This is a genomic window from Plantactinospora sp. DSM 117369 (genome assembly GCF_053764795.1).
The window spans coordinates 335,247-356,425 of sequence record NZ_CM132446.1; the positions used below are offsets into that span (position 1 = coordinate 335,247).

Sequence of the window (21,179 nt, forward strand, 5' to 3'; positions counted from 1 at the left end):
GGTCAGGGTCGGCGACTGACCATCGGGTGCAGGCGAGCAGCGGTCCGGGTTCGTAGCTTCGAGCCATGCTGACAACCGAGACTGGGCTGAGTACTGCCCAGGTCGCCGAGCGGATCGCGGCGGGGCAGGTCAACGACGTGCCGGTGCGGTCCGGGCGGAGCGTCGGGGAGATCGTCAAGGCGAACCTCTTCACCCGGATCAACGCGATCATGGGTGTGCTGTTCGGGGTGATCCTCGCGGTGGGCCCGATCCAGGACGCCCTCTTCGGCGGCGTGATCATCGCCAACACCCTGATCGGGGTGGTCCAGGAACTACGCGCCAAGCGCACCCTGGACCGGCTGGCGATCGTCGGCGCGGCCCACCCGGTGGTACGCCGGGACGGTCAGGCCGTCGAGGTGACCTCCGCCGACCTGGTACTCGACGACCTTGTCGAGCTGGGGCCCGGCGACCAGGTCGCGGTCGACGGGGTGGTGGTCGAGGCGGAGCAACTGGAGGTCGACGAGTCGCTGCTGACCGGCGAGGCCGACCCGGTGGTGAAGCAGGTCGGCGACCCGCTGCTCTCCGGCAGCTTCGTCACGGCCGGTGCCGGCGCGATGCGGGCCACCAAGGTCGGCCGGGCGGCGTACGCGGCCCGGCTCGCCGAGGAGGCCAGCCGGTTCACCCTGGTCAACTCGGAACTGCGCGGCGGGCTCAACACCATCCTGCGGTTCGTCACCTGGCTGATCATCCCGACCGGACTGGCCCTGATCGTCAGCCAGTACCTGGTCAACTCCGACGACCTGCCGGAGGCGGTCCGGCGGATGGTCGCCGGGCTGGTCCCGATGGTGCCGGAGGGGCTGGTCCTGCTCACCTCGGTGGCGTTCGCGGTCGGGGTGATCCGGCTCGGCCGGCGGCGCTGCCTGGTGCAGGAGTTGCCGGCGATCGAGGGACTGGCCCGGGTCAGCGTGGTCTGCCTGGACAAGACCGGCACGCTCACCGACGCGGCGATGACGGTGGCCGAGGTACGCCAGCTCGACCCGGCCGCCCCGGTGCCGGAGGTGCTCGGTCTGCTCGGCGCGGCCGACGAGCGGCCGAACGCCAGCCTGCGGGCGATCGTCGAGGCGTACCCGGCGCCGCCGGGCTGGCGGATCGGGGAGCGGATCCCGTTCTCGTCCGCCCGGAAGTGGAGCGGGGGCACCCTCACCGACCCGGACGGGATCAGCGCGCAGTGGCGGCTCGGCGCCCCGGACGTACTCCTGCCGGCCGGGCATCCGGCGCTGGCCGAGGCGGACGCGTACGGTGCCCGAGGGCTGCGGGTGCTGCTGCTGGCCCGGGTCACCGCTGACGGGCCGGTGCCCGACCCGGTGCACCCGGTCGCGCTGGTGGTGCTCGCCCAGCGGCTCCGGCCGGAGGCGCCCGACACGCTGCGTTACTTCGCCGAGCAGGGTGTGGCGGTGAAGGTCCTCTCCGGCGACAACGCGCTCTCGGTGGGCGCGGTGGCCCGCAGCCTCGGGCTACCCGGCGCCGAGCACCCGGTCGACGCCCGGGAACTCCCCACCGATCCGGCGGAACTCGCCGAGGTGGTGCAGCGGCACACCGTGTTCGGCCGGGTCGGGCCGCAGCAGAAGCGGGACATGGTGGCGGCGCTCCAGGGCGCCGGGCACACGGTGGCGATGACCGGGGACGGGGTCAACGACGTACTCGCGCTCAAGGACGCGGACATCGGGGTGGCGATGGGCTCGGGCAGTCCGGCCAGCCGGGCGGTGGCCCAGATCGTGCTGCTGGACAACAACTTCGGCGCGCTGCCGGCGGTGGTCGCCGAGGGGCGGCGGGTGATCGGCAACATCGAACGGGTCGCGAACCTCTTCCTGACCAAGACGGTCTACTCGGTGCTGCTGGCCGTGATCGTGGTGCTGAGCCAGGTGCCGTACCCGTTCCTGCCCCGGCACCTGACCATCATCTCGTCGCTGACCATCGGCATTCCGGCGTTCTTCCTGGCCCTGGCGCCCAACCACGAGCGGGCCCGGCCGGGTTTCGTCGGCCGGGTGCTGCGGTTCGCCGTACCGTCCGGGCTGGTGGCGATGGCGGCGACGATCACGTCGTACCTGGTCGCCCGGAGCGTCTACGACGGCGACCTGGCCGCGGAGACCTCGGCCGCGACGCTGACCCTGTTCCTGGTCGGGCTCTGGGCGGTGGCGATCATCGCCCGGCCGTACACCTGGTGGCGGATCCTGCTGGTGCTGGCCCTCGGGTGTGCGTTCGCGACCATCCTGGCGGTGCCGTTCCTCCAGGAGTTCTTCCAGTTGAGCCTGGTCGGCACGACCGCGCCGAGCATCGCGATCGGGCTCGCGGTCGTCGCCGGGACGCTGCTGGAACTGATTCGCCGGTTTCCGGTGCCGGCCTCTCCGATGGCTACTCGACAGCGCGGCACGAATTGGTGAGTCGAGTGTGGACCTCTGTCTCGTAACGTCGTTCTCGGCCGGGAGAACCCAGGCCGGAGGCGGATCGGCCCCGAAAGAAAGCGAGTTCGGGGAACTGTCGGGGAAATGACAGTCCGGCCGCCCGATAGAGAACGAGGAATGAGGAGAGCTGCCCGATGTACGTACGACGGAATGGTGCTGGGCGTACCCGACGGATCGCCACCACGGCGGGCCTGGCGTCCGCCGCGTTGCTGGTGACCCAGTTGGCGCTGGTCGCGCCGGCCAGCGCGGTCCCCGGCCTGGTGTTGAAGGTGACGGGCGGCGAGACCAACAGCGAGTGGAAGACGACGAACGCGCAGTGCCCGGTCGGCACGACGGTGCTCGGCGGTGGCGGGCGGATCGTGAGCGACAACGGTGCCGCCAACAGTCAGGTGACGATGGACACCATGCTGCCGCTGTTCGGCGGAGGGGGATACTCGGTGACCGCTCGGGAGGACGGCAACGGGTACGGCGGCGACTGGTCCATCACGACCAGCGCGCTCTGCGCGCCGGAACCGGCCGGCCTGGAGACCCGGACCCAGCTCTCGGACAACAACTCCAACGTCGGCAAGACGATGGACGTCGAGTGCCCGCCCGGCAAGAAGGTCCTCGGCCTCGGCGCGGACATGTCCGGCGGGATGGGCCGGGTGGTCATCGACGACCTGCGGCCGAGCGCCGACCTGACCAAGATCACGGTGGCCGGGATGGAGGACGGCGGTCCCGACTACCTCGACAGCTGGTCGATGGTCGGCAAGGCGGTCTGCGCCACCCCGCCGGCCGGCCTGATCCGGGTGACCGGTTTCGGGACGCTGGACTCGCAGACCCCGAAGACCGCGACCGCGCGGTGCCCGGAGGGCAAGCGGGTGCACGGCGTCGGCGGCGAGATCGACAACGGCCAGGGCGAGGTACGGATGACCGCGATGTGGGCCTCCTCGTCCACCACGGTCACGGTGACCGGCGCCGAAGAGGAGGGCGGCTACGGCAACTCGTGGGCCGTCAAGGCGTACGCGATCTGCGCCTGACCGTCACGCACACCGACGGATCCCCGTCCGCCCGGAAGGGTGTACGGGGATCCGTCCGCTGTGTTCGGTGCCGGCCGGCCGGCAGGCTCGTGGCGACTGTCGGTAGAGCCCCTCAGGACAGCACGCGGTAGGTGACGTGCGTGACCAGGCTCGCCGCCCGCGACTGCACCTGCTCCAGTTTCAGCGGCGGGACGCCCTCGAACAGCCGCGTGCCGGCGCCGAGCGTGAGCGGCGCGATGTGCAGCCGCAGTTCGTCGACCAGACCGGCGGCGAGGTACTGGTTGATGGTGGTCGCGCCGCCCATGATCGCGACATTGCCGTCGCCGGCCGCTTCGCGCGCCTGTGCCAGTGCCGACTCGATTCCGTCGGTGACGAAGTGGAACGTGGTGCCGCCCTCCATCGGCTGTGGCTCGCGCGGGTAGTGGGTGAGCACGAACACCGGCGCGTGGTACGGCGGATTGTCGCCCCACCAGCCGTTCCACTGCCGATCCCACTCGTCACGCACCGGGCCGAACATGTTGCGCCCCATGATGAATGCTTTGGCGGCGAGCATCTGGTCGATCTCGGCCCGGTTCTCGTCAGCGGTGTCGGTGAACCAGGCGTGCAGCTTGTCGCCCCAGCCGTCGCCGCCGTCCTCGCCGAACGGGCGTTCCTCGGTCTGGTTGAGCCCGGCCGAGTACCCGTCGGCCGAGATCGTGATGCCGCAGACCACCTTGCCGATATGTGCGGTCATTGCCCTGTCCTCCTGGTGGCGACCTGCCGTCGCCTTCGCGGTGTGCGTCCTGTCAGCAACATCAGCATTTAACAGCCGTGACATGACGTCCAATGCCAATCCTGTGGAACTTTCATTGATATCTTTGATCGATGCTGAGCCTGGTCCACCTCAAGGTCCTGGCTGCGGTGGCCCGGCACGAGTCGGTGACCGAAGCGGCAAGAGAGCTGCACTACTCCCAACCGTCGGTGAGTCACCACCTGTCCCGCCTGGAAGCTGCCACCGGGGTCCGGCTCGTCCAGCGGGTCGGTCGCGGGATCCGACTGACACCGGAAGGGCGGCTGCTGGCCAACCGGGCCGCCGAGATCGTGGGACGGGTCGACGCGGCGACCAACGAACTCGCCGCACAGGTCGGCCTGCAGGCAGGACGCGTCCGGCTGGCCGCCAACGCATCGGCCCTGAGCACAATCGTGCCCAGGGCGGCCGCCACGTTGGCCCAGGCGCACCCGGGACTCGAGCTGAGCCTGATCGACCGTCACCCGGTCGAAGCGCTACAGATGCTGCGACACGGTGAGATCGATGTCGCACTCGTCTTCCGACACGCCGACGCCCCAGTCGAGGACGACGGGTTCCGCCTCCTCCACATCGGCGACGACCCGATCTACCTCATCAGCCAGCGACCCGACGACAGCCTCGCGAACCACCGCCACTCCGCCTGGATCGGCGGTTGTGACCGGTGCCAGGAGGAGCTGATCACCGTGTGCCGGCGGGAAGGCTTCACCCCCCGCATCGCCTCACACAGCGACGACGTCGTCGTCGTGCAATCGCTCGTCGCCGCCGGCATAGGCGTCGCCACCCAGCCCGGTCTCGCGCTGCAAGCCCACCGCCGACCCGACGTCCACGCCACCGAACTCACCGGCGCCCACCGCCAGATCCACGCCGCCACCTACGGCGACCCACCCGACCCGCCCGCCGTCGCCGCCGTATTGGCCGCCCTCAGCGAGGCAACCGCGCCGACGACATCAATCACGACCGCGATCGCCGTCACCAGCGCGTCATCGACCGCGACGCCGTCAACCACATCCCGCCGGACAACCCGACGAGACCGGGAGTGACCAGCGAGCCGTGTGACGGGCCCATCCACCGGCGCTGACCACTCGTCCCGAGCCCTGGTCGGCCGGTCCGGTGGTCAGCCCACCCTGATCGAACTCATCCGGGTGGCGGCGAAGGCGCTGACGTTGAAGCCGGTCGTGAAATGGCCCGGCGAGCTGAGCATGACCTGACCGGTGTAGCTGTAACCCTCGTAGCCGAGCGCGGTCTTGCCGGAGCGGTTGCGGCCGGACCAGACGTTGTTGTCCATGCCCTGGAGTCCGAGGTTCGTCGAACCGAGCCGGAAGTAGGCCATCGTGCCCGTGCCGTTGGCGCCGGTGAACAGGCACATGTAGCCGGACGGGCACCGGTCGAACCCGACGGCCGCCTGCGCGGGCGCGGCCACGAGCAGCGTGCCCACCATGCTCAGGCCGGCGATCGCGGTAACGAGCATTGCCCTGATGCCTCTGTACACGTTCCCACCTCTACTACCTTGGATACCTCTGGCGGCAAAGGCTGCGCTTCGCCGCCTTCGCCTGCCGATGATCGGGTGACGGTATCCGCGCCCTGCTTCATTCCAGCTTCAACCGCCGATGTAGTCCGGGGTGGGGAGGCGGGGGAAGAATTCCGCAGAGGATGTCCTGAAGGCGGGCCAGCCGGACGACGTGTTCACAGGAGACCCGGACGAAGGGAACAGTGAGATGGGCAAGGTCATCACCGGCGGCACGATGTCACTCGACGGCTACATCGCCGGCCCCAACGAGAGCGGCTTCGACCTGCTGTTCCAGTGGTACGGCAACGGCGACGTCGAGATACCCACCGCGAGCCCGGATGTGCCGCCGTTGCGGTTGTCGGCGGCGAGCGCGAAGCTCCTCAGGGAGGAGTGGGGCAACACCGGCGCCCTGGTCGTCGGCCGGCACCTCTACGACATGACCAGCGCGTGGGGCGGCCGACACCCCATGGATGTCACGACGGTCGTGCTCACCCACCGCCCGCCACAGGACCGGCCGGTCGCGGACGAGAACTTCGTGTTCGTCACCGAGGGCATCGAGGCCGCCGTCGCGAAGGCACAGGAGATCGCCGGAGAGAAGACCGTCGTCGTCAACGGGGGGCAGATGGCCCGGCAGTGCCTCGAAGCCGGCCTGCTCGACGAGATCGGCATCGAACTCGTACCGGTGGTGCTCGGCGGCGGCACGCCGCTCTTCGCCGACCTGGGTGCCACGCCCGCACAGTTCGACGGCCCGATCACGCTCGTCGAGGGCACGGGCGTCACCCATCTCCGGTACCGGGTGAGGAAGTGATCCAGGAACGACAGACGGTCCCTGCCCTGACGGGAGGGACCGTACGGTCCTCGTGTCGCCCCGGGCACACGCCGCCCGGGCGGGTACGGTCAGCCCTGCTGGTAGCGCTCGTTCTGCCGCAGGGCCTCGGCGAGCTGGTCTTCGAGGATGATGATGCGGCAGGCCGACGCCAGGTCGGTGCCCTGGTCGCACATCTCCCGCGCCCGCGCGGCCAGCCGCAGTTGGTAGCGGGAGTAGCGGCGGTGCCCGCCACCGGAGCGGTACGGGTCGATCAGTTTCGCGTCGCCGAGCCGGCGGAGGAAATCCGGTGAGCAGCCCACAATTTCCGCTGCGCGGCCCATCGTGTATGCCGGGTAGTCCTCGTCGTCGAGCATGTCGTCGGGTTGGGCCAATGAAACCTCCATCACGAGGGCCCCGGCGCTGAAAGCGCCGGGGCCCAAGGGTTACGGGTCGAAAACACCATCTACCGGCAGAACCGCCGGCTTGTCGTATCCGCACCACCCGTGCGAGACGAGTTCGGGTGCGAGGATCGCATAAGCGTGACCGGAGACCACCTCTCGTTCGATGGAAACTGCGGTGTCCGCGCCCAGCCCAGGAGTGCGGCCGGCGGCGGGCGATCCAACGGTGTGCGAGCCCTCCCTTTCCTCTGACTTCCTCTGTCGTACTCCGTGCTGTCCGCCGGTGTCGGAACCCCACGCGACTTCATGGCCCCGTACACGTGCGACGGACGTTTCCTGCCTGAGGTGGAGCCCTGAATCCCACATCGGCCCCACCCGCTGTCACACCCGGTCGTGCAACACGGCCGGGCCACTACCTAACCAACTACTCGTGCCAGTACTGCTCAACTGCGATGGATCTTTACTGCCTAGCGAGCGGAGCCGGAACGATCCTCGGCCCTGCCCCTTCGCCCTCGGCTGGGGCGGTCACGTCAGCGTCTTTTCTTCACCCTTGACCTGAGGAAGACTAGCCGACGACGGCGAGGATATCTAGTACTTCGCGCATAGATTTTCTCGGAGCGCGCGGACAACTCTCCGGCCTGCTGGCGGGTAAGTGCGTCAACCCGCACCATGACCTGTAGGCACGGTGGGTGCGGGTCGACATGCGCCCAGGTGCAGGCCGGATGCTCGTGTCCGACCAGCCAGACCCAGATACCCGCCTCGTCCTCGTGGATGGCGTTGCGGTGGATCCGGGACAGGGTCATCTCCAGGTACGTCCCGAGCCGCGCCGTGGCGCAGTGCGACCACTCGCCGGGGGCGAGCCGGAGCAGGGTGCCGACCGGCGGGTCCGGGATTTCGGCGGCGGGGCCGGCGGTAGGGGGTGGCTCGGTCATCGCCACTCCCGGTACCGGCGCCAGCGGCGGCCGTCCCACCGGTAGTCGCGGGGGTATACCGGCCAACGCCTGAGCCGCCACCAGCGGCAGAGCCAGCTCAGCATTGCTGCCCCATGCGGTACAGCCGTTGCTGCCCGTAGGTGAGCAGGGGCAGGCCGAGGAGGAACGTCGGGTCGTGCCAGGTGTGGGCGGGCTGCCCGGGGCCGGGACCGATCTCGTGGCCGGGGGTGTCGCGCTGGCGGCGGGCCATTTCGAGTACCCGCTGACGCGCGGCCTCCGCCTCGGCCGCGTCCTGCTCACGCGCCGCCCGCTCGACCTCGGCCGTCAATTTGTCGCGGCGGTACGCCCGCCACCGTTGCCACAGCTTCACGCTGACCTCCTCGGTTGGTGGGGGCGCGGCGGCCGGGCCCGACCCGACACCGACCGCCGCACCCGGTCGAAGGGCGGCCGGGACCGGTGAAGGGGAAGACACCGGCCCCGGCCGGGATGTGACTCGCGGCCGGAGGCTGAAGAGTTCGCGTTCGTCACATCCAGCTCAGAATCGGGATTCGTCCCGCTGGTCGGCCGCTCCTTCCGACGAAAACTCGCTGGACTCAGCGTGGCGAGAATCGATGGGCGTGGGCAGGGCGCATCCGGGGGCGCAAATGTGCAAGATGGTCTGAGGTGTGCGTCTCCGTCGGCCGGAAGGAGGGCGAGCATTGCCAGGCACGTCGCCCAACGATCAACTCGCAGACGTCATGCGAAGTGCTGGCATGTCGAACAAGGCGCTTGCCCGCGCGGTACGTGAGCTGTCCGGACGGGCTGGCACTCCGGTCAACTGCGATCACACCTCCGTGAGCCGTTGGCTTGCCGGCATGCGGCCGAGAGACAAGACGGCCCGCCTCATAGCCGAGGTGCTCGGCATCAAACTGGCACGCCCGGTCTCGCTCGCGGACATCGGCATCGGCGAGCCGGAGTCTGTCGACAGCAGCCTGGGAACGGCCTACAGCGACAGCGTGAGTGATGCGATCCGTGTGCTTGAAAGGTTGTGGCAAGCCGATCTTGATGGGGTGCGAACTCTCGTCACCGCTCCCACCGACGATCGTGTCTGGTCTGATTCCTCGCTTAGTTGGCTCGTTAGGCCGAGCGCAGAGGTAATCGAGGAGCGGTCGGGAGGATCACGTATCGGCGCATCCGACGTCGCAGCGGTTCGCGCCACCTGTGATCTCTTCGCCCAACTGGATGAACGCTTCGGCGGTGGTCACGCCCGCCGTGCGCTCATCCAGTACCTTCGCTCGGATGTCGCCGCTCTTCTCTCGGGGTGTTACAGCGAGACGGTTCGTCGGCAGTTGCACGCGACGGTTGCGCAGACCGCATTGCTCGCTGCGTGGATGTCGTACGACGCGGGCCTTCATGGCCTGGCTCAGCGCTACTTCGTCCAAGCGCTGCGGCTCGCCCAGTCGGCCAACGACGTACTGCTTGCCGGAGGCATCCTCGACGCCATGAGCCACCAGGCCACCTACCTGGCCAGACCACGGGAAGCCGCGAACCTGGCGCGGGCCGCCAGGAGTGGGACACGCGGCTGCGCGACCGCGACCCTGACCGCGCACTTCCACATCATGGAGGCGCGGGCCCTCGCCGCCGGTGGGGATGCGTCTGGGGCCCAACAGGGTCTTGCCCGGGCCGTGGAGTTGTTCGAGAAGAGCCGGCCCGAGGACGATCCGCAGTGGATCCGATACTTCGACGACTCTGAACTGGCGTCCGAGTTCAGCCACACCTTCGCCGACCTCCGGCGTGGCAACGACGTCGTTGCGAGTGCAAGGCGATACCTCGCCTCGGGCGGGGGATCGGTTCGGACGACGTTCTTTGTGACCATGAAGCTTGCCGGTGGCTTCCTCGATCTCGGCGAAATCGAGGAAGCGTGCCGTACCGTCCGGCAGGCCCTCGACCTTGGCTCGCAACTCAAGTCGGCGCGTTGCGCGGAGTACGTCCGGCAGTTCCGCGCCCGCGCGACCGAGTTCGCTGGAGACCCCACCTATCGTGATCTCGCAGAGAGCGCGGTGGGACATCGATTGTGGGGCCGTTGAGCGGCCGGGGAAGGCTGCTAGAACGGCTGCCAGTCCCGGTGCCCGGTTCCCGTCCGCAGGGTGGCGAGCCGCTTCGTCAGTTCGTTCATCGCCTTCGGATCGTGGGACGCGTTCTGAGCGAGCCACGCCACCATGATCAGCTCACGCAGGTCCGCAAGCGTCCGGTAGCAGTCTGACTGGAGCAAGTCGTAACCGTACGCCTCGGCGAACTCCTGGTATTCCTCCCGGCTGTGCCAGCCATACCGTTCGTAGTACATCGCCGTGAGCACGAGATCCCACTCGCGTGGCCCGAAGCCGAACCCGTCCAGATCCGCCAAGACCGCTTGTCTGTCCCGACCCCGGAGCAGGTTCCCGACGTTGGCGTCGCCATGGACGACTCCGCTCGGGAGTTCGAACGTCAGGGCCTGGTAGGCCGAACCAAGTTCTGTGCAACGAGCGCGGAGGAAGAAGCGATCATCCTCGGTAAGGCCGGTGAGCCTGGCGATGCGCCGCCGGGCGCTGATGACAGGATCTAGCGGGGGCATCGACAGTTCTGCGGGGAGCGTGAGGCTGTGCAGTCGGCGAAGAATTTCACCCAACTGCGCAGTCGTTCCGTACGTCTCGGTGTCGGCTGCTGATTCCCAGAGGACGACCACCCGGCCCTGCGCCAGGATCGGCTGTGGTACCTGGAGGGCACGGATGACCGGGATGCCTTCTGTGTCGAGCCAGCGGGAGATGGCAATCTCGCGTTTGGTGCCGGGTAGGCGTGCTTCCGAGCGTGCCACGCGCGCGACGATGGGATCCCGGCGTAGGCGGAAGACCGCGTTCTCCCCGATGCGGACCAGTTCGGCGCCGGCAGGGTCAAGGCCGACCGAGAGGCAGGCTTCAACCAGAGCCGCACGACCGTTGCGATGATCCAGAGGGGCAAGAGTGGCGTTCACGGTCCCCGTCTTCCGTTAGCTCTCGGTCGCCACGGCGTGTGGAGGCGTCTCCCATGACATCTTCTCCGACAGGTCGCCCTCGTGTCTTGCCGGACGGCACGTCAGCGCAGCGGCCGAGACGCCAACTCCATGACCTGGATCGGAGGCAGATCGATCGGTAGATGTCGACGGAGTCTCGGATGGCTGCGGGCATGCGAGCTAGCTCTGCTTGTGACCGACTTCATCGAGGTGGCCACAGCGACCGAGACCCGAGAGGCGGCGGTGGCTCTCGCCGAGCACGTAGTAGGGATGAGGCTGACCGGCAGCGCGCAGATCACCGGGCCAGTTACCAGCGTCTTCTGGCACCTCGGCCAGCAGGGGACGGGAGAGGAGTGGCGCCTCGTGCTCCTCACCACCGCCGACCGCTATCCGGAGTTGGAGGCGACGCTGTTGGCGCGGCATCCCTGGGACAATCCGCAGGTGACGGCTACCTCGATCGTGGTGGGGGCAGCGTCGTACCTGCGCTGGCTCTCCGAGTCCATCGCCGACCGGCCGGCAGGTCCCACGCCGTCGGTCTAGCCCTGGCAGAGCCGTACATCTCGGTCGCGCTGTAAAGCTTCGGCCCACCATCGATCGCGCAGACGCCTGATGCCGATCCCCAAACAGGGATCGGCATCGACGTTTCTGCTGCTCAGGCGAGCGGAGGATACGAGATTCGAACTCGTGAGGGTGTGAACCCAACACGCTTTCCAAGCGTGCGCCCTAGGCCTCTAGGCGAATCCTCCGTCCGACAGGATACAGGCTCCCCGCCGTACGCCCACCCCGCCGGTCCCCCGAAGCCCCGCCGCCCGGCCGGGTACACTTGGCGGTACCCCCCGTGTGGCGTCACCTCGTGAACCTCCCCAGGGCCGGAAGGCAGCAAGGATAAGCGAGCTCTGGCGGGTGCACGGGGGGCCTTGTCTTCCCCCGGAGCGTCCCCGAGCAGGCCCTGACCGGGCCCGAGGACGCCAACCCGACCCCACCCGGCCCGGCCGCACCCGGTCGACACGCCATCCGCCCCATGATCGACCCGGGTCCACCGCCCACCACCCGGACCCGCATGATCGACGTGGAAATCGTCGGGCGCGCGTGACAACCTGGCACTCGGCAGCGCGGCGCCGGGTGGAGAATGGCCCGGTCGAGAGGAGGCGGGACGAGTGGCACTGGCGCTCTACCGCAAGTACCGGCCCCGCACGTTCGCCGAGGTGATCGGCCAGGAGCACGTCACAGAACCGCTGTCCCAGGCGTTGCGTACCGGTCGGTTGAACCACGCCTACCTCTTCTCCGGCCCGCGTGGCTGCGGCAAGACCTCCAGCGCCCGGATCCTGGCCCGCTCGCTCAACTGCGAGCAGGGACCGACCCCGGAGCCCTGCGGGGTCTGCGACTCCTGCAAGAGCCTGGCGACCGACGGGGCCGGCTCGATCGACGTGATCGAGATCGACGCGGCCAGCCACGGTGGCGTGGACGACGCCCGCGAACTGCGCGAACGCGCCTTTTTCGCACCCGCCAGCAGCCGGTTCAAGATCTATGTGATCGACGAGGCGCACATGGTCTCGACCCAGGGCTTCAACGCCCTGCTCAAGCTGGTCGAGGAGCCGCCGGAGTACGTCAAGTTCATCTTCGCCACCACCGAGCCGGAGAAGGTCCTCGGCACGATCAAGTCCCGGACGCATCATTACCCGTTCCGGCTGATCCCGCCGGGCGTGCTCCGTCCCTACCTGGAGCAGCTCGCCTCGGCCGAGGGCGTCAAGATCGAGCCGGCGGTCTTCCCGCTCGTGGTCCGGGCCGGTGGCGGCAGCGCCCGGGACTCGCTCTCGGTGCTCGACCAGCTCATCGCGGGTGCCGGCCCGGAGGGGGTCAGCTATTCCCGCGCGGTGGCCCTGCTCGGGGTGACCGACGCCGCTCTGATCGACGAGATGTGCGACGCGCTGGCCGCCGGGGACGGCGCCGCCGCGTACGCCACCATCGACCGGGTCGCCGAGGCCGGGCACGATCCCCGCCGGTTCGCCTCCGACCTGCTCGAACGGCTCCGTGACCTGATCGTCATGCGCCAGGTGCCGGACGCGGTCGCCAAGGGCCTGATCGACGGTCCGGCCGACCAGATCGAGCGGATGGCCGCCCAGGCCGAACGGCTCGGCCCCGCCACCCTGTCCCGCTGCGCCGACATCGTGCACAACGGCCTGGTCGAGATGCGCGGCACCACCGCCCCCCGGCTGCTGCTCGAACTGATCTGCGCCCGGATGCTGCTCCCCGGTGCCGAGGACTCCACCGGCAGCCTGCTGCAACGCCTCGAACGCATGGAGCGCCGGCTCACCCTCTCCGGCGACGCGGCTCCGCCGGCCGCCCCGGTCCGCGCACCGGCCGCCGCCGTAGACCCGGGCCCGTCGCCCGCAACCACTCCCGCACCGCAGGCCGCCGCCAGCGCCGCACCGGTCGCGCCTCCTCAGGAGGTACGCGAAGCCACCGCACCCGGGCCTAGCCAGGCGCCTGCCGGACCGGCCGCGCAGCACCCGGCCGCCCCGGAGCCACCGGCCCGGCGTCCGGTGCCCCCGGAGGCGGTGATGCCCGACCCGGCCACCCCGGATCCGGTGCCGGCCGGTGCCGAGCCGACGGGCGACGTGGACGCTGCCGCCGTACGCCGGGTCTGGGGTGAGGTCGTCGGCATGGTCAACCGCACCAACAAGCGGATCGCCGCCCTGATGCGGGACGCGGTCGTACGCGACCTCGACGGCGACACCCTGGTGCTGACCGTCAAGTCCCCGGTACTCGCCCAGATGCTCGCCAACGCCTCCGGCGTGCTCACCGACGCCCTCTACGAGGAGCTGGGCGGGCGTTGGCAGATCCGTTGCGAGGTGGCCGGCGAGCAGCGCGGACCGGCGCCGACCGCCCCGCCCCGGCAGTCGACCGGCAGCGGCGCGGCCACGAACAGCGTCCCGCCCAGGGACGGTGGCAACGGCTCGGCTCAGTCCGGCCGGGGTGCGACCGGTGGACGGGAGCGCACGACCGGTGGATCCGGCTCGGGCAGCGCGGGCGGCTCGGCGGCCAGCGCCGATGACGACGACTGGCCGGAACCGGCCCGACCCGGTGGTGCCGCGCCGAACGGAGCGGCCGACGAGGACTGGCCGGAGCCGGCCCCGCCCGGGGGTACCGGTTTTGCCCCCGCGACCGGCTCGCCAGCCGGCGCCTCCTCCTCGCCGGGTGGCTCCGGCACGCCGACCGGCGCCAGCAGCCCGACCGGTGGTGCCGGCAGCCGTACCAACGGCACCGCCGCACCGAGCGGCACCGGTGCTGCGGCCGCCGGTCACGGCGCCGGCAGCGACGGAGTCGGCAAGCCGAACGGTGGGCGTACCAATCCAGGTGCGGGCGGTGGCGCGGTCAGTTCCGGGCTCGCGGCGGCCCGGGCAGCGGCGGCCGGCCGTGCCCCGAAACCCGCCCCGGCGCCGGAGCGGACCGCGGACCGGGACTGGGCCGGTGAGCCGCCCTACGACCCCGAATACGACGGCCCGCGCCCCTCGGCGGGGATCGGCTACGAGGGCTTCGACCCCGGCGACGAACCCCTCGACGAGGTGATCGACGAGCGGACCGCCCGGCAGACCAGTGAGCAGCAGGCGGTGCAGTTGTTGCAGCAGACCCTCGGCGCGGAACGGATCGGCGAGGTCGACCTCAAGTAAGCGTCGACCTCAAGTAACCCCAGCCCGAACGATGCCACCGACGGCGACGAGTCGCTCGGGCGGCTTGCCGGCGTCGTCCTCGGATCGTCTTCACCGGCCGGACGACCCCGGGCCTGACCGGCTGGTCAATCGGCTACCGGAACTCGACCGTCCGCTCTCGGCGTCCGCCGGAAAACGGGAGGACGGGACGATCGACGATCTTCTAACATCGGTCGCCCATCCCCGTTTTCTGTGATTTTCCTGTGAGTGTGGTTCGCGAGTTCTCGGTACCTGAGCGGCTCGGCGTGTTCGGTCTGGGTGTGGCGGTCGCCGCGACGGCATGGCCGTACCTGACCGACGCGACCGGCCTGGGCCTGCCGTGCCCGCTGCGCTCGCTGACCGGCGTGCCGTGTCCGGGCTGTGGCCTGACCACGGCGGCGGTCGCACTGGTCCGGGGTGACCTGGCCGGCGCGGTGGCGGCCAATCCGATGATCGTCGGCCTGGCGGTGCTCACGGCCGCCGTGCCGCCGCTGCTCCTCCTGCGGGCGTCCGGCGTACTGCCGCCACCAGCGCGCTGGCCCGACCGGGCGCGGCGGCGTACGGGGTGGGGCGTGAGCCTGCTCGCCGGCGCCAGTTGGCTGTTCCAGCTACACCGGCTCGGCCTCGTCGGCCTCGGCTGAGTCGCGTTCCTTCTTCGCACCCTTCGTTTCGAGGAGCACTACTTGAAGTACACCAGTTGGGGGCCGCGTTTCGGCGCCCACGTCATCGACCAGCTCGTCGTCCTGCCGCTCTACATCGTCGCTGCGTTCTTCGACCGCTCGGGCGTGGACCCGCAGACGGGCGAGGTCACCGGTGAGGGCCCGCTCTATTGGGCGTTCGTGGCGCTCGCGTTCGCGCTCTGGGGTTACAACCGGTGGTACATGACGGGCAAGACCGGGCAGAGTTGGGGCAAGCGGGCGCTGGCCATCCGGCTGATCGACCTCGGGGCAGGGCAGCCGATCGGCGCCGGCAAGGCGTTCCTCCGCGATCTGGCGCACTTCGTCGACGGCATCATCTGCTACATCGGCTACCTCTTCCCGCTCTGGGACGCCAAGAGGCAGACCATCGCCGACAAGATCATGAAGACCGTGGTCGTGGGCTGAGTCGACGCGCCGGCCGGTCGCGGGCCGTCGAACCGCCCGCGGCCGGCCGGACTAGGCTGGACGCGACCAGTTTCCGCAACCGAGGAGTCGCCGTGCGCCCGGGTGGACAGCCCAACCTGCAACAGATGATGAAGCAGGCGCAGAAGATGCAGCAGCAGCTCGCCGCCGCGCAGGCGGAGCTGGCCGAGGCGGAGCTGACCGGTACGGCCGGGGGCGGGCTGGTCACCGTGACCATCTCCGGTGCCGGCGAGGTCAAGGCCATCAAGATCGACCCGAAGGCGGTCGACCCGGAGGACGTGGAGACCCTGGAGGATCTCGTACTCGCGGCCGTGCACAACGCCCACGACGAGGTGCGCAAGCTGACCGAGGAGAAGATGGGCCCGGTCACCGGCGGCATGGGCGGCCTCGGCCTGCCCGGTTTCTGAGCAACCCCGCGATGTACGAGGGTGCCATCCAGGATCTGATCGACGAGTTGGGGCGCCTGCCGGGGGTCGGTCCCAAGAGCGCCCAGCGGATCGCGTTCCACGTGCTCTCGGCCGATCCGGCCGACGTCACCCGGCTGGCCACCGCGCTGCGCCGGGTCAAGGAACTGGTGCGGTTCTGCACCGTCTGCTACAACGTCGCCGAGTCCGAGCAGTGCCGGGTCTGCCGGGACCCACGCCGTACCGAAGAGGTGCTCTGCGTGGTCGAGGAGCCCAAGGACGTGGTGGCGATCGAGCGGACCGGCGAGTTCCGGGGCCGCTACCACGTGCTCGGCGGCGCGATCAATCCGCTGGAGGGCGTCGGCCCGGACAACCTGCGGATCCGGGAGCTGCTGGCCCGGCTCGGCACGGGCTCGGTCCGCGAGCTGATCCTGGCCACCGACCCGAACACCGAGGGCGAGGCCACCGCCACCTACCTGGCGCTGATGGTCAAGCCGATGGGCATCTCGGTGACCCGGCTCGCCAGCGGTCTGCCGGTCGGCGGCGACCTGGAGTACGCCGACGAGATCACCCTGGGCCGCGCCTTCGAGGGCCGCCGCGCCGTCTGACCTGCCGCCTGACCCTGCCGCGTGGTCCTGCCGTCCGGCGCCTCACCGGGGCCGACGCCTCGCCATCCCCTTCCGGGTCGGCGCCTCGCCATCCCCTTCCGGGTCGGCGCCTCGCCGCCCACTTCCGGGTCGGCGCCTCGCCGCCGTTCAATACCGGCCCGGCCGCCCCTTGTTCAGCCTCCCGAACAGCGCGGTTCAACCACGGTTCAGATCCGTTACCGACCCCGCTGTCCGTCTGACATCGGTCGTGATCCACCCGACAGGCGATGTAACAAATTCGCATAGTCAGATCCGGACAAACGCCCCGATTGTCGACCATGCGCGACGCTCTGTCGCTGGTGTCATGACGGTAAAGACACGATCCGGTACCAACCCATTCGCGGCCCGTTTCCGCCCGGTCCGCCCGACGGCTAATGTCTCGCCATCGGTGGCCCCCGTCACCGCGTTTGTCGTATCCACAGGACGAGGTGAAGCACCATGCGTGCACCAAGACCGAAGGTCGCCATCGCGGCCGTAGCGGTCGCGGCCCTCGCGGTAGCCGGCTGTGCCGAGAGCGACCGCGGCGATTCGGGCGCAAGCCAGAAGGACACCCTGGTCTTCGGCGTGGCCGGCGACCCGAAGGTGCTCGACCCCAGCCTCGCCAGTGACGGCGAGTCGCTGCGGGTGGCCCGTCAGGTCTTCGAGACGCTGGTCCGCCCCGAGGAGGGCGGCACCAAGATCACGCCGGGCCTGGCCGAGAGCTGGACCCCGGACGCGACCGGCACCGTCTGGACCTTCAAGCTCCGCTCGGGCGTGAAGTTCCACGACGGCACGGACTTCAACGCCGAGGCGGTCTGCGTCAACTTCAACCGCTGGTACAACGCCAAGGGTCTGATGCAGAGCCCGGACGTCACGCCGTACTGGCAGGACGTGATGGGTGGCTTCGCCGCCAACGAGCGGACCGACCTGCCGCCGAGCCTCTTCAAGTCCTGCACGCCGAAGGACGCGACCACCGTCGACCTCGCCTTCACCCGCGTCTCCAGCAAGGTTCCGGCCGCGCTGATGCTGCCGTCGTTCTCCATCCACAGCCCGAAGGCGCTGGAGCAGTACCAGGCCAGCACCATCGGCGGTAGCGCCGACAACATCCAGTACCCGTCGTACGCGATGGAGCACCCGACCGGCACCGGGCCGTTCAAGTTCAAGTCCTGGGACATCGCCAACAAGACGCTGACCCTGGAGCGGAACGAGGAATACAGCGGCGCGCAGAAGGCCAAGCTGAAGACCCTCATCTTCAAGACCATCTCGGACGAGAACGCCCGGAAGCAGGCGCTGCGCTCCGGCGACATCCAGGGCTACGACCTGGTCGGTCCGGCGGACGTCGAGCCGTTGAAGAGCGAGGGCTTCAACATGCTGACCCGCCCGGCGTTCAACATCCTCTACCTGGCGATGAACCAGAACGGTGGCAACCCGAAGCTCAAGGACATCCGGGTCCGGCAGGCGATCGCGCACGCCCTGAACCGGCAGGCGCTGGTCGACTCGAAGCTGCCCCCGGGGGCCAAGGTCGCCACCCAGTTCATGCCGGACACCGTGGAGGGCTGGAACCCGCAGGTCACCACGTACGACTACAACGTGGAGAAGGCCAAGCAGCTCCTTGCCGAGGCCGGCGCCAGCAACCTGACGCTGCGGTTCCACTACCCGACCGAGGTCACCCGGCCGTACATGCCGAACCCGAAGGACCTCTTCGAGCTGCTCTCGGCGGACCTCCAGGCGGTCGGCATCAAGATCCAGCCGATCCCGCTGAAGTGGACCCCGGACTACCTCAACGCCACCAGCACGGGTACCGCGCACGACCTGCACTTCCTGGGCTGGACCGGTGACTACGGCGACGGCTACAACTTCATCGGCACCATGTTCGACCGGCAGAAGCCGGAGTGGGGCTTCAACAACCCGGCGCTCTTCGAACTGTTCAAGAAGGCCGACACCACCGCGGACGCCACCGCCCGGTACGAGCTCTACAAGGAGCTCAACGCCGAGGTCATGAAGTTCCTGCCGGGTGTGCCGATCTCGCACTCGCCGCCGGCGATCGTGTTCGGTAAGGACGTGACCGGCGTCAAGGCGAGCCCGCTCACCGACGAGCGGTTCGCCACCGCCGAGTTCAAGTCCTGACATAGAGAAAGGGACCGCGGGCGGGCGCGCCCTGATCCCGGCCGGTAGACCCCGGTCGGAGGTCAGCCCAGCGCCCGCCCGCGCGACCCTCCGCACCCCGCCAGAGGCCGCCCGTGTTCCGGTTCATCGTCAGACGCCTGTTGCAGCTGATACCCGCGCTCTTCGGGCTCTCCATCCTGTTGTTCATCTGGCTACACCGGCTGCCCGGCGGCCCGGAGACCGCGATCCTCGGTGAGCGCGGCACCCCGGAGATGCGCGCCGCGATCCGGGACAACCTCGGGCTGGACGAGCCGATCCTGGTGCAGTACGGCCGGTTCATGCAGCGCATGTTCCGGCTCGACCTGGGCACCTCGATCTCCACCAAGCGCGAGGTGACCACCGAGTTCCTGCAACGCTTCCCGGGTACCGTCGAACTGGCCGCGACCGCGATGATCATCGCGATCGCGGTCGGCATCCCGCTCGGCTACCTCGCCGCCCGCCGTCGCGGCCGGCTCCTCGACCACGCCTCGGTGGCCGGATCGCTGGTCGGGGTCTGCATCCCGGTCTTCTTCCTGGCGTACGTGCTCAAGGCGATCTTCGCCGAGAACCTGCACCTCTTCCCGGCCAGCGGCCGGCAGGACCCGACCATCGACGCGACCCGGATCACCAACTTCTTCGTCCTCGACGGACTGCTCACCCGCGAGTGGGACGCGGCCATCGACGCGCTCTGGCACCTGGTCCTGCCCGGCCTCGCCCTGGCCAGCATCCCGCTGGCGATCATCGTCCGGATCACCCGGGCGAGCGTGCTGGAAGTGCTCGGCGAGGACTTCGTCCGGACCGCCGAGGCCAAGGGCCTGACCGAGCGGGTCGTACGCCGGCGGCACGTGCTGCGCAACGCGATGCTTCCGGTGGCCACCACGATCGGCCTGCTCACCGGCGGTCTGCTCTCCGGCGCGGTGCTCACCGAGACCGTCTTCGCGTTCAGTGGGATCGGGGCGTTCATCGCCGATTCGATCAGCCAGCGGGACTATCCGGTGCTGATGGGCTTCATCATGATCATTGCAGTGCTCTTCGTACTGGTGAACCTGCTGGTCGACCTCTCGTACAGCCTGATCGACCCGAGGGTGCGTGTCCGATGAGGACGCCGCCGCAGCGCGTGAGCACCGTAATCGTGAACGGATGGTGGGCCCGGTGAGCGCGAGGAGTGAGCTTGCGAGCCCCGCAGTCGCGAACGGATGGTGGGCCCAGTGAGCGCGAGGAGCGAGCGTTCCGGGGCGGCTCGCGTGGGACGCGGTCGCGCCGGAATGCGAGTAGAGCTTGCGAGCCCCGCAGTCGCGAACGAAGGGTGGCGCAGGTGACGATCACCGAACGGGCCAGGAAGAAGGCCGAGAAGCTCGACCGGCTCGGCGAACTCTCCGCGGCCCGCGACGAGGAGCGCGGCGTCAGCCTCTGGCAGGAGGCGTTCCGCCGGCTCCGGCGCAACCCGGCGGCCATCGTCGGCGCCGTCGTGCTCGGCATCTTCCTGCTGGTCGCGATCGTCGGGCCGTTCTTCGTGCCGTACGGGCCGACCGACACCGTCGGGATCCGGGAGGGCCTGGTCAAGTCGGGCCAGGGCATCATCCCCGGCCCCTCCGGCGACCACTGGCTCGGCTTCGACCACCAGGGACGGGACGAGTTCAGCCGGCTGATCGTCGGAGCCCGGCAGACCCTGCTGGTCGGCGTGGTCTCCACGCTGATCGGTCTGGCGATCGGCGCCCTGGTCGGCGGCGTCGCCGGTGCCGCCGCCGGGCTCGGCGGGCGCTGGGGGCGGTGGGTCGACACCACGCTGATGCGGATCGTCGACATGATGCTGGCGCTGCCCAGCCTGCTGCTGGCGGTCAGCATCGCGGCACTGCTCGGCGCCAGCCTGACCACCGTGATGATCGCGGTCGGCGTGGTCTCGGTGCCGGTCTTCGCCCGGCTGCTGCGCGGCGCGATGATCGCCCAGGCCAACAGCGACTACGTGCTCGCCGCGACCTCACTCGGGGTACGCCGCTCGAAGATCGCGCTCGGCCACGTGCTGCCGAACTCGCTGGCCCCGGTCATCGTGCAGGCCACGCTGACCCTGGCCACCGCGATCATCGAGGCGGCCGCCCTCTCCTTCCTCGGCCTCGGCAACCCGGACACGGCGATACCGGAGTGGGGCGTGATGCTCGCCGACGCGCAGCCGTACCTGGGCATCCGGCCGGCGCTGGCGATCTATCCCGCGGTGGCGATCATCATCACCGCGCTGGGCTTCACCCTGCTCGGTGAGGCGATGCGCGAGGCCCTCGACCCGAAGCTGCGGAAGTGATCTGT

At 69.6% G+C, this 21,179-nt stretch carries 20 protein-coding genes, 1 tRNA gene, 1 other RNA gene and 1 pseudogene; 16 read left to right on the forward strand and 7 right to left on the reverse strand.

All coding sequences use genetic code 11. The annotated features are described in order from the left end of the window. The first annotated feature begins 65 nt into the window (after window positions 1-65). Together ACSMXO_RS01555 and ACSMXO_RS01560 are read left to right on the forward strand one after the other, a co-directional pair. Window positions 66-2,420 carry a cation-translocating P-type ATPase gene (locus ACSMXO_RS01555; protein WP_455416459.1) on the forward strand — a complete coding sequence of 785 codons (2,355 nt, stop codon included), beginning with the start codon at window positions 66-68 and terminating at the stop codon, window positions 2,418-2,420. Between the two features lie 155 nt (window positions 2,421-2,575). Then, on the forward strand, window positions 2,576-3,460 hold the full coding sequence (locus ACSMXO_RS01560; protein ID WP_455416460.1) for a hypothetical protein: 885 nt from the start codon (window positions 2,576-2,578) through the stop codon (window positions 3,458-3,460). 112 nt (window positions 3,461-3,572) lie between these two features. On the opposite strand, the gene ACSMXO_RS01565 is transcribed toward ACSMXO_RS01560, so the two are convergent. Beyond that, the gene (locus ACSMXO_RS01565; protein ID WP_455419133.1) at window positions 3,573-4,277 is read right to left on the reverse strand and encodes a dihydrofolate reductase family protein; all 705 of its coding nucleotides are present in this window, start codon (window positions 4,275-4,277) and stop codon (window positions 3,573-3,575) included. Window positions 4,278-4,324: 47 nt separating this feature from the next. On the opposite strand from ACSMXO_RS01565, the pseudogene ACSMXO_RS01570 reads away from it, so the two are divergent. Together ACSMXO_RS01570 and ACSMXO_RS01575 are read left to right on the forward strand one after the other, a co-directional pair. After that, window positions 4,325-4,501: pseudogene (locus ACSMXO_RS01570) on the forward strand (helix-turn-helix domain-containing protein); the annotation flags it as partial. 39 nt (window positions 4,502-4,540) lie between these two features. Then, entirely contained in the window at window positions 4,541-5,287 is a 747-nt protein-coding gene (locus ACSMXO_RS01575) for a LysR substrate-binding domain-containing protein (protein WP_455419134.1), read from the forward strand. Between the two features lie 74 nt (window positions 5,288-5,361). On the opposite strand, the gene ACSMXO_RS01580 is transcribed toward ACSMXO_RS01575, so the two are convergent. Further along, the gene (locus ACSMXO_RS01580) at window positions 5,362-5,736 is read right to left on the reverse strand and encodes a peptidase inhibitor family I36 protein (RefSeq protein ID WP_455416461.1); all 375 of its coding nucleotides are present in this window, start codon (window positions 5,734-5,736) and stop codon (window positions 5,362-5,364) included. A gap of 226 nt (window positions 5,737-5,962) precedes the next feature. Between ACSMXO_RS01580 and ACSMXO_RS01585 the strand changes: the two genes are divergently transcribed. Then, window positions 5,963-6,562 carry a dihydrofolate reductase family protein gene (locus tag ACSMXO_RS01585; RefSeq protein ID WP_455416462.1) on the forward strand — a complete coding sequence of 200 codons (600 nt, stop codon included), beginning with the start codon at window positions 5,963-5,965 and terminating at the stop codon, window positions 6,560-6,562. A gap of 89 nt (window positions 6,563-6,651) precedes the next feature. On the opposite strand, the gene ACSMXO_RS01590 is transcribed toward ACSMXO_RS01585, so the two are convergent. The 3 genes from ACSMXO_RS01590 to ACSMXO_RS01600 all read right to left on the reverse strand — a co-directional run bounded on the left by ACSMXO_RS01590 (window position 6,652) and on the right by ACSMXO_RS01600 (window position 8,262). Further along, entirely contained in the window at window positions 6,652-6,936 is a 285-nt protein-coding gene (locus ACSMXO_RS01590; RefSeq protein WP_455419135.1) for a MerR family transcriptional regulator, read from the reverse strand. Between the two features lie 554 nt (window positions 6,937-7,490). Next, on the reverse strand, window positions 7,491-7,892 hold the full coding sequence (locus tag ACSMXO_RS01595) for a hypothetical protein (protein ID WP_455416463.1): 402 nt from the start codon (window positions 7,890-7,892) through the stop codon (window positions 7,491-7,493). A gap of 97 nt (window positions 7,893-7,989) precedes the next feature. Beyond that, a complete protein-coding gene (locus ACSMXO_RS01600) occupies window positions 7,990-8,262 on the reverse strand; it encodes a hypothetical protein (RefSeq protein ID WP_455416464.1) in 273 nt (90 codons plus the stop codon). A gap of 382 nt (window positions 8,263-8,644) precedes the next feature. Here ACSMXO_RS01600 and ACSMXO_RS01605 point away from each other — a divergent pair, with 382 nt between their 5' ends. Then, the gene (locus ACSMXO_RS01605; RefSeq protein ID WP_455416465.1) at window positions 8,645-9,958 is read left to right on the forward strand and encodes a hypothetical protein; all 1,314 of its coding nucleotides are present in this window, start codon (window positions 8,645-8,647) and stop codon (window positions 9,956-9,958) included. A 17-nt stretch (window positions 9,959-9,975) separates the two neighbouring features. Here ACSMXO_RS01605 and ACSMXO_RS01610 read toward each other — a convergent pair whose 3' ends face one another. Then, window positions 9,976-10,878, reverse strand: a complete 903-nt coding sequence (locus ACSMXO_RS01610) for a phosphotransferase enzyme family protein (RefSeq protein ID WP_455416466.1) — start codon at window positions 10,876-10,878, stop codon at window positions 9,976-9,978. A 129-nt stretch (window positions 10,879-11,007) separates the two neighbouring features. On the opposite strand from ACSMXO_RS01610, the gene cutA reads away from it, so the two are divergent. Next, window positions 11,008-11,436, forward strand: coding sequence for a divalent-cation tolerance protein CutA (gene cutA / locus ACSMXO_RS01615; RefSeq protein WP_455416467.1), 429 nt, complete (start codon window positions 11,008-11,010; stop codon window positions 11,434-11,436). 121 nt (window positions 11,437-11,557) lie between these two features. On the opposite strand, the gene ACSMXO_RS01620 is transcribed toward cutA, so the two are convergent. Further along, a tRNA-Ser gene (locus ACSMXO_RS01620) sits at window positions 11,558-11,642 on the reverse strand. Between the two features lie 84 nt (window positions 11,643-11,726). On the opposite strand from ACSMXO_RS01620, the gene ffs reads away from it, so the two are divergent. The 9 genes from ffs (at window position 11,727) to ACSMXO_RS01665 (ending at window position 21,174) form a co-directional block, all read left to right on the forward strand. Beyond that, an RNA gene (gene ffs, locus ACSMXO_RS01625) (signal recognition particle sRNA small type) lies at window positions 11,727-11,816 on the forward strand. A 237-nt stretch (window positions 11,817-12,053) separates the two neighbouring features. After that, entirely contained in the window at window positions 12,054-14,567 is a 2,514-nt protein-coding gene (locus ACSMXO_RS01630) for a DNA polymerase III subunit gamma and tau (RefSeq protein WP_455416468.1), read from the forward strand. 242 nt (window positions 14,568-14,809) lie between these two features. Continuing rightward, window positions 14,810-15,226 (forward strand): DUF2752 domain-containing protein, encoded by a 417-nt coding sequence (locus ACSMXO_RS01635; protein WP_346259152.1) that lies wholly within the window; start codon window positions 14,810-14,812, stop codon window positions 15,224-15,226. 42 nt (window positions 15,227-15,268) lie between these two features. Further along, window positions 15,269-15,688, forward strand: coding sequence for an RDD family protein (locus ACSMXO_RS01640; protein ID WP_455416469.1), 420 nt, complete (start codon window positions 15,269-15,271; stop codon window positions 15,686-15,688). A gap of 116 nt (window positions 15,689-15,804) precedes the next feature. Then, the gene (locus tag ACSMXO_RS01645; RefSeq protein WP_239312288.1) at window positions 15,805-16,113 is read left to right on the forward strand and encodes a YbaB/EbfC family nucleoid-associated protein; all 309 of its coding nucleotides are present in this window, start codon (window positions 15,805-15,807) and stop codon (window positions 16,111-16,113) included. Between the two features lie 11 nt (window positions 16,114-16,124). Further along, window positions 16,125-16,718, forward strand: coding sequence for a recombination mediator RecR (recR, locus tag ACSMXO_RS01650; RefSeq protein ID WP_130465496.1), 594 nt, complete (start codon window positions 16,125-16,127; stop codon window positions 16,716-16,718). Between the two features lie 477 nt (window positions 16,719-17,195). Continuing rightward, window positions 17,196-18,863 (forward strand): ABC transporter substrate-binding protein, encoded by a 1,668-nt coding sequence (locus ACSMXO_RS01655; protein WP_346259150.1) that lies wholly within the window; start codon window positions 17,196-17,198, stop codon window positions 18,861-18,863. A gap of 113 nt (window positions 18,864-18,976) precedes the next feature. Further along, window positions 18,977-19,981, forward strand: a complete 1,005-nt coding sequence (locus tag ACSMXO_RS01660; protein WP_318396895.1) for an ABC transporter permease — start codon at window positions 18,977-18,979, stop codon at window positions 19,979-19,981. Window positions 19,982-20,202: 221 nt separating this feature from the next. Beyond that, window positions 20,203-21,174, forward strand: coding sequence for an ABC transporter permease (locus ACSMXO_RS01665; RefSeq protein WP_455419136.1), 972 nt, complete (start codon window positions 20,203-20,205; stop codon window positions 21,172-21,174). Window positions 21,175-21,179 lie beyond the last annotated feature (5 nt).

Coding starts and splice junctions, on each gene's coding strand:
- ACSMXO_RS01555 (WP_455416459.1), top strand. CDS start 66: ATGCTGACAACCGAGACTGGGCTGAGTACTGCCCAGGTCGCCGAGCGG.
- ACSMXO_RS01560 (WP_455416460.1), top strand. CDS start 2,576: ATGTACGTACGACGGAATGGTGCTGGGCGTACCCGACGGATCGCCACC.
- ACSMXO_RS01565 (WP_455419133.1), bottom strand. CDS start 4,277: ATGTCACGGCTGTTAAATGCTGATGTTGCTGACAGGACGCACACCGCG.
- ACSMXO_RS01585 (WP_455416462.1), top strand. CDS start 5,963: ATGGGCAAGGTCATCACCGGCGGCACGATGTCACTCGACGGCTACATC.
- ACSMXO_RS01590 (WP_455419135.1), bottom strand. CDS start 6,936: ATGCTCGACGACGAGGACTACCCGGCATACACGATGGGCCGCGCAGCG.
- ACSMXO_RS01595 (WP_455416463.1), bottom strand. CDS start 7,892: ATGACCGAGCCACCCCCTACCGCCGGCCCCGCCGCCGAAATCCCGGAC.
- ACSMXO_RS01605 (WP_455416465.1), top strand. CDS start 8,645: ATGTCGAACAAGGCGCTTGCCCGCGCGGTACGTGAGCTGTCCGGACGG.
- cutA (WP_455416467.1), top strand. CDS start 11,008: ATGACCTGGATCGGAGGCAGATCGATCGGTAGATGTCGACGGAGTCTC.
- recR (WP_130465496.1), top strand. CDS start 16,125: ATGTACGAGGGTGCCATCCAGGATCTGATCGACGAGTTGGGGCGCCTG.
- ACSMXO_RS01655 (WP_346259150.1), top strand. CDS start 17,196: ATGCGTGCACCAAGACCGAAGGTCGCCATCGCGGCCGTAGCGGTCGCG.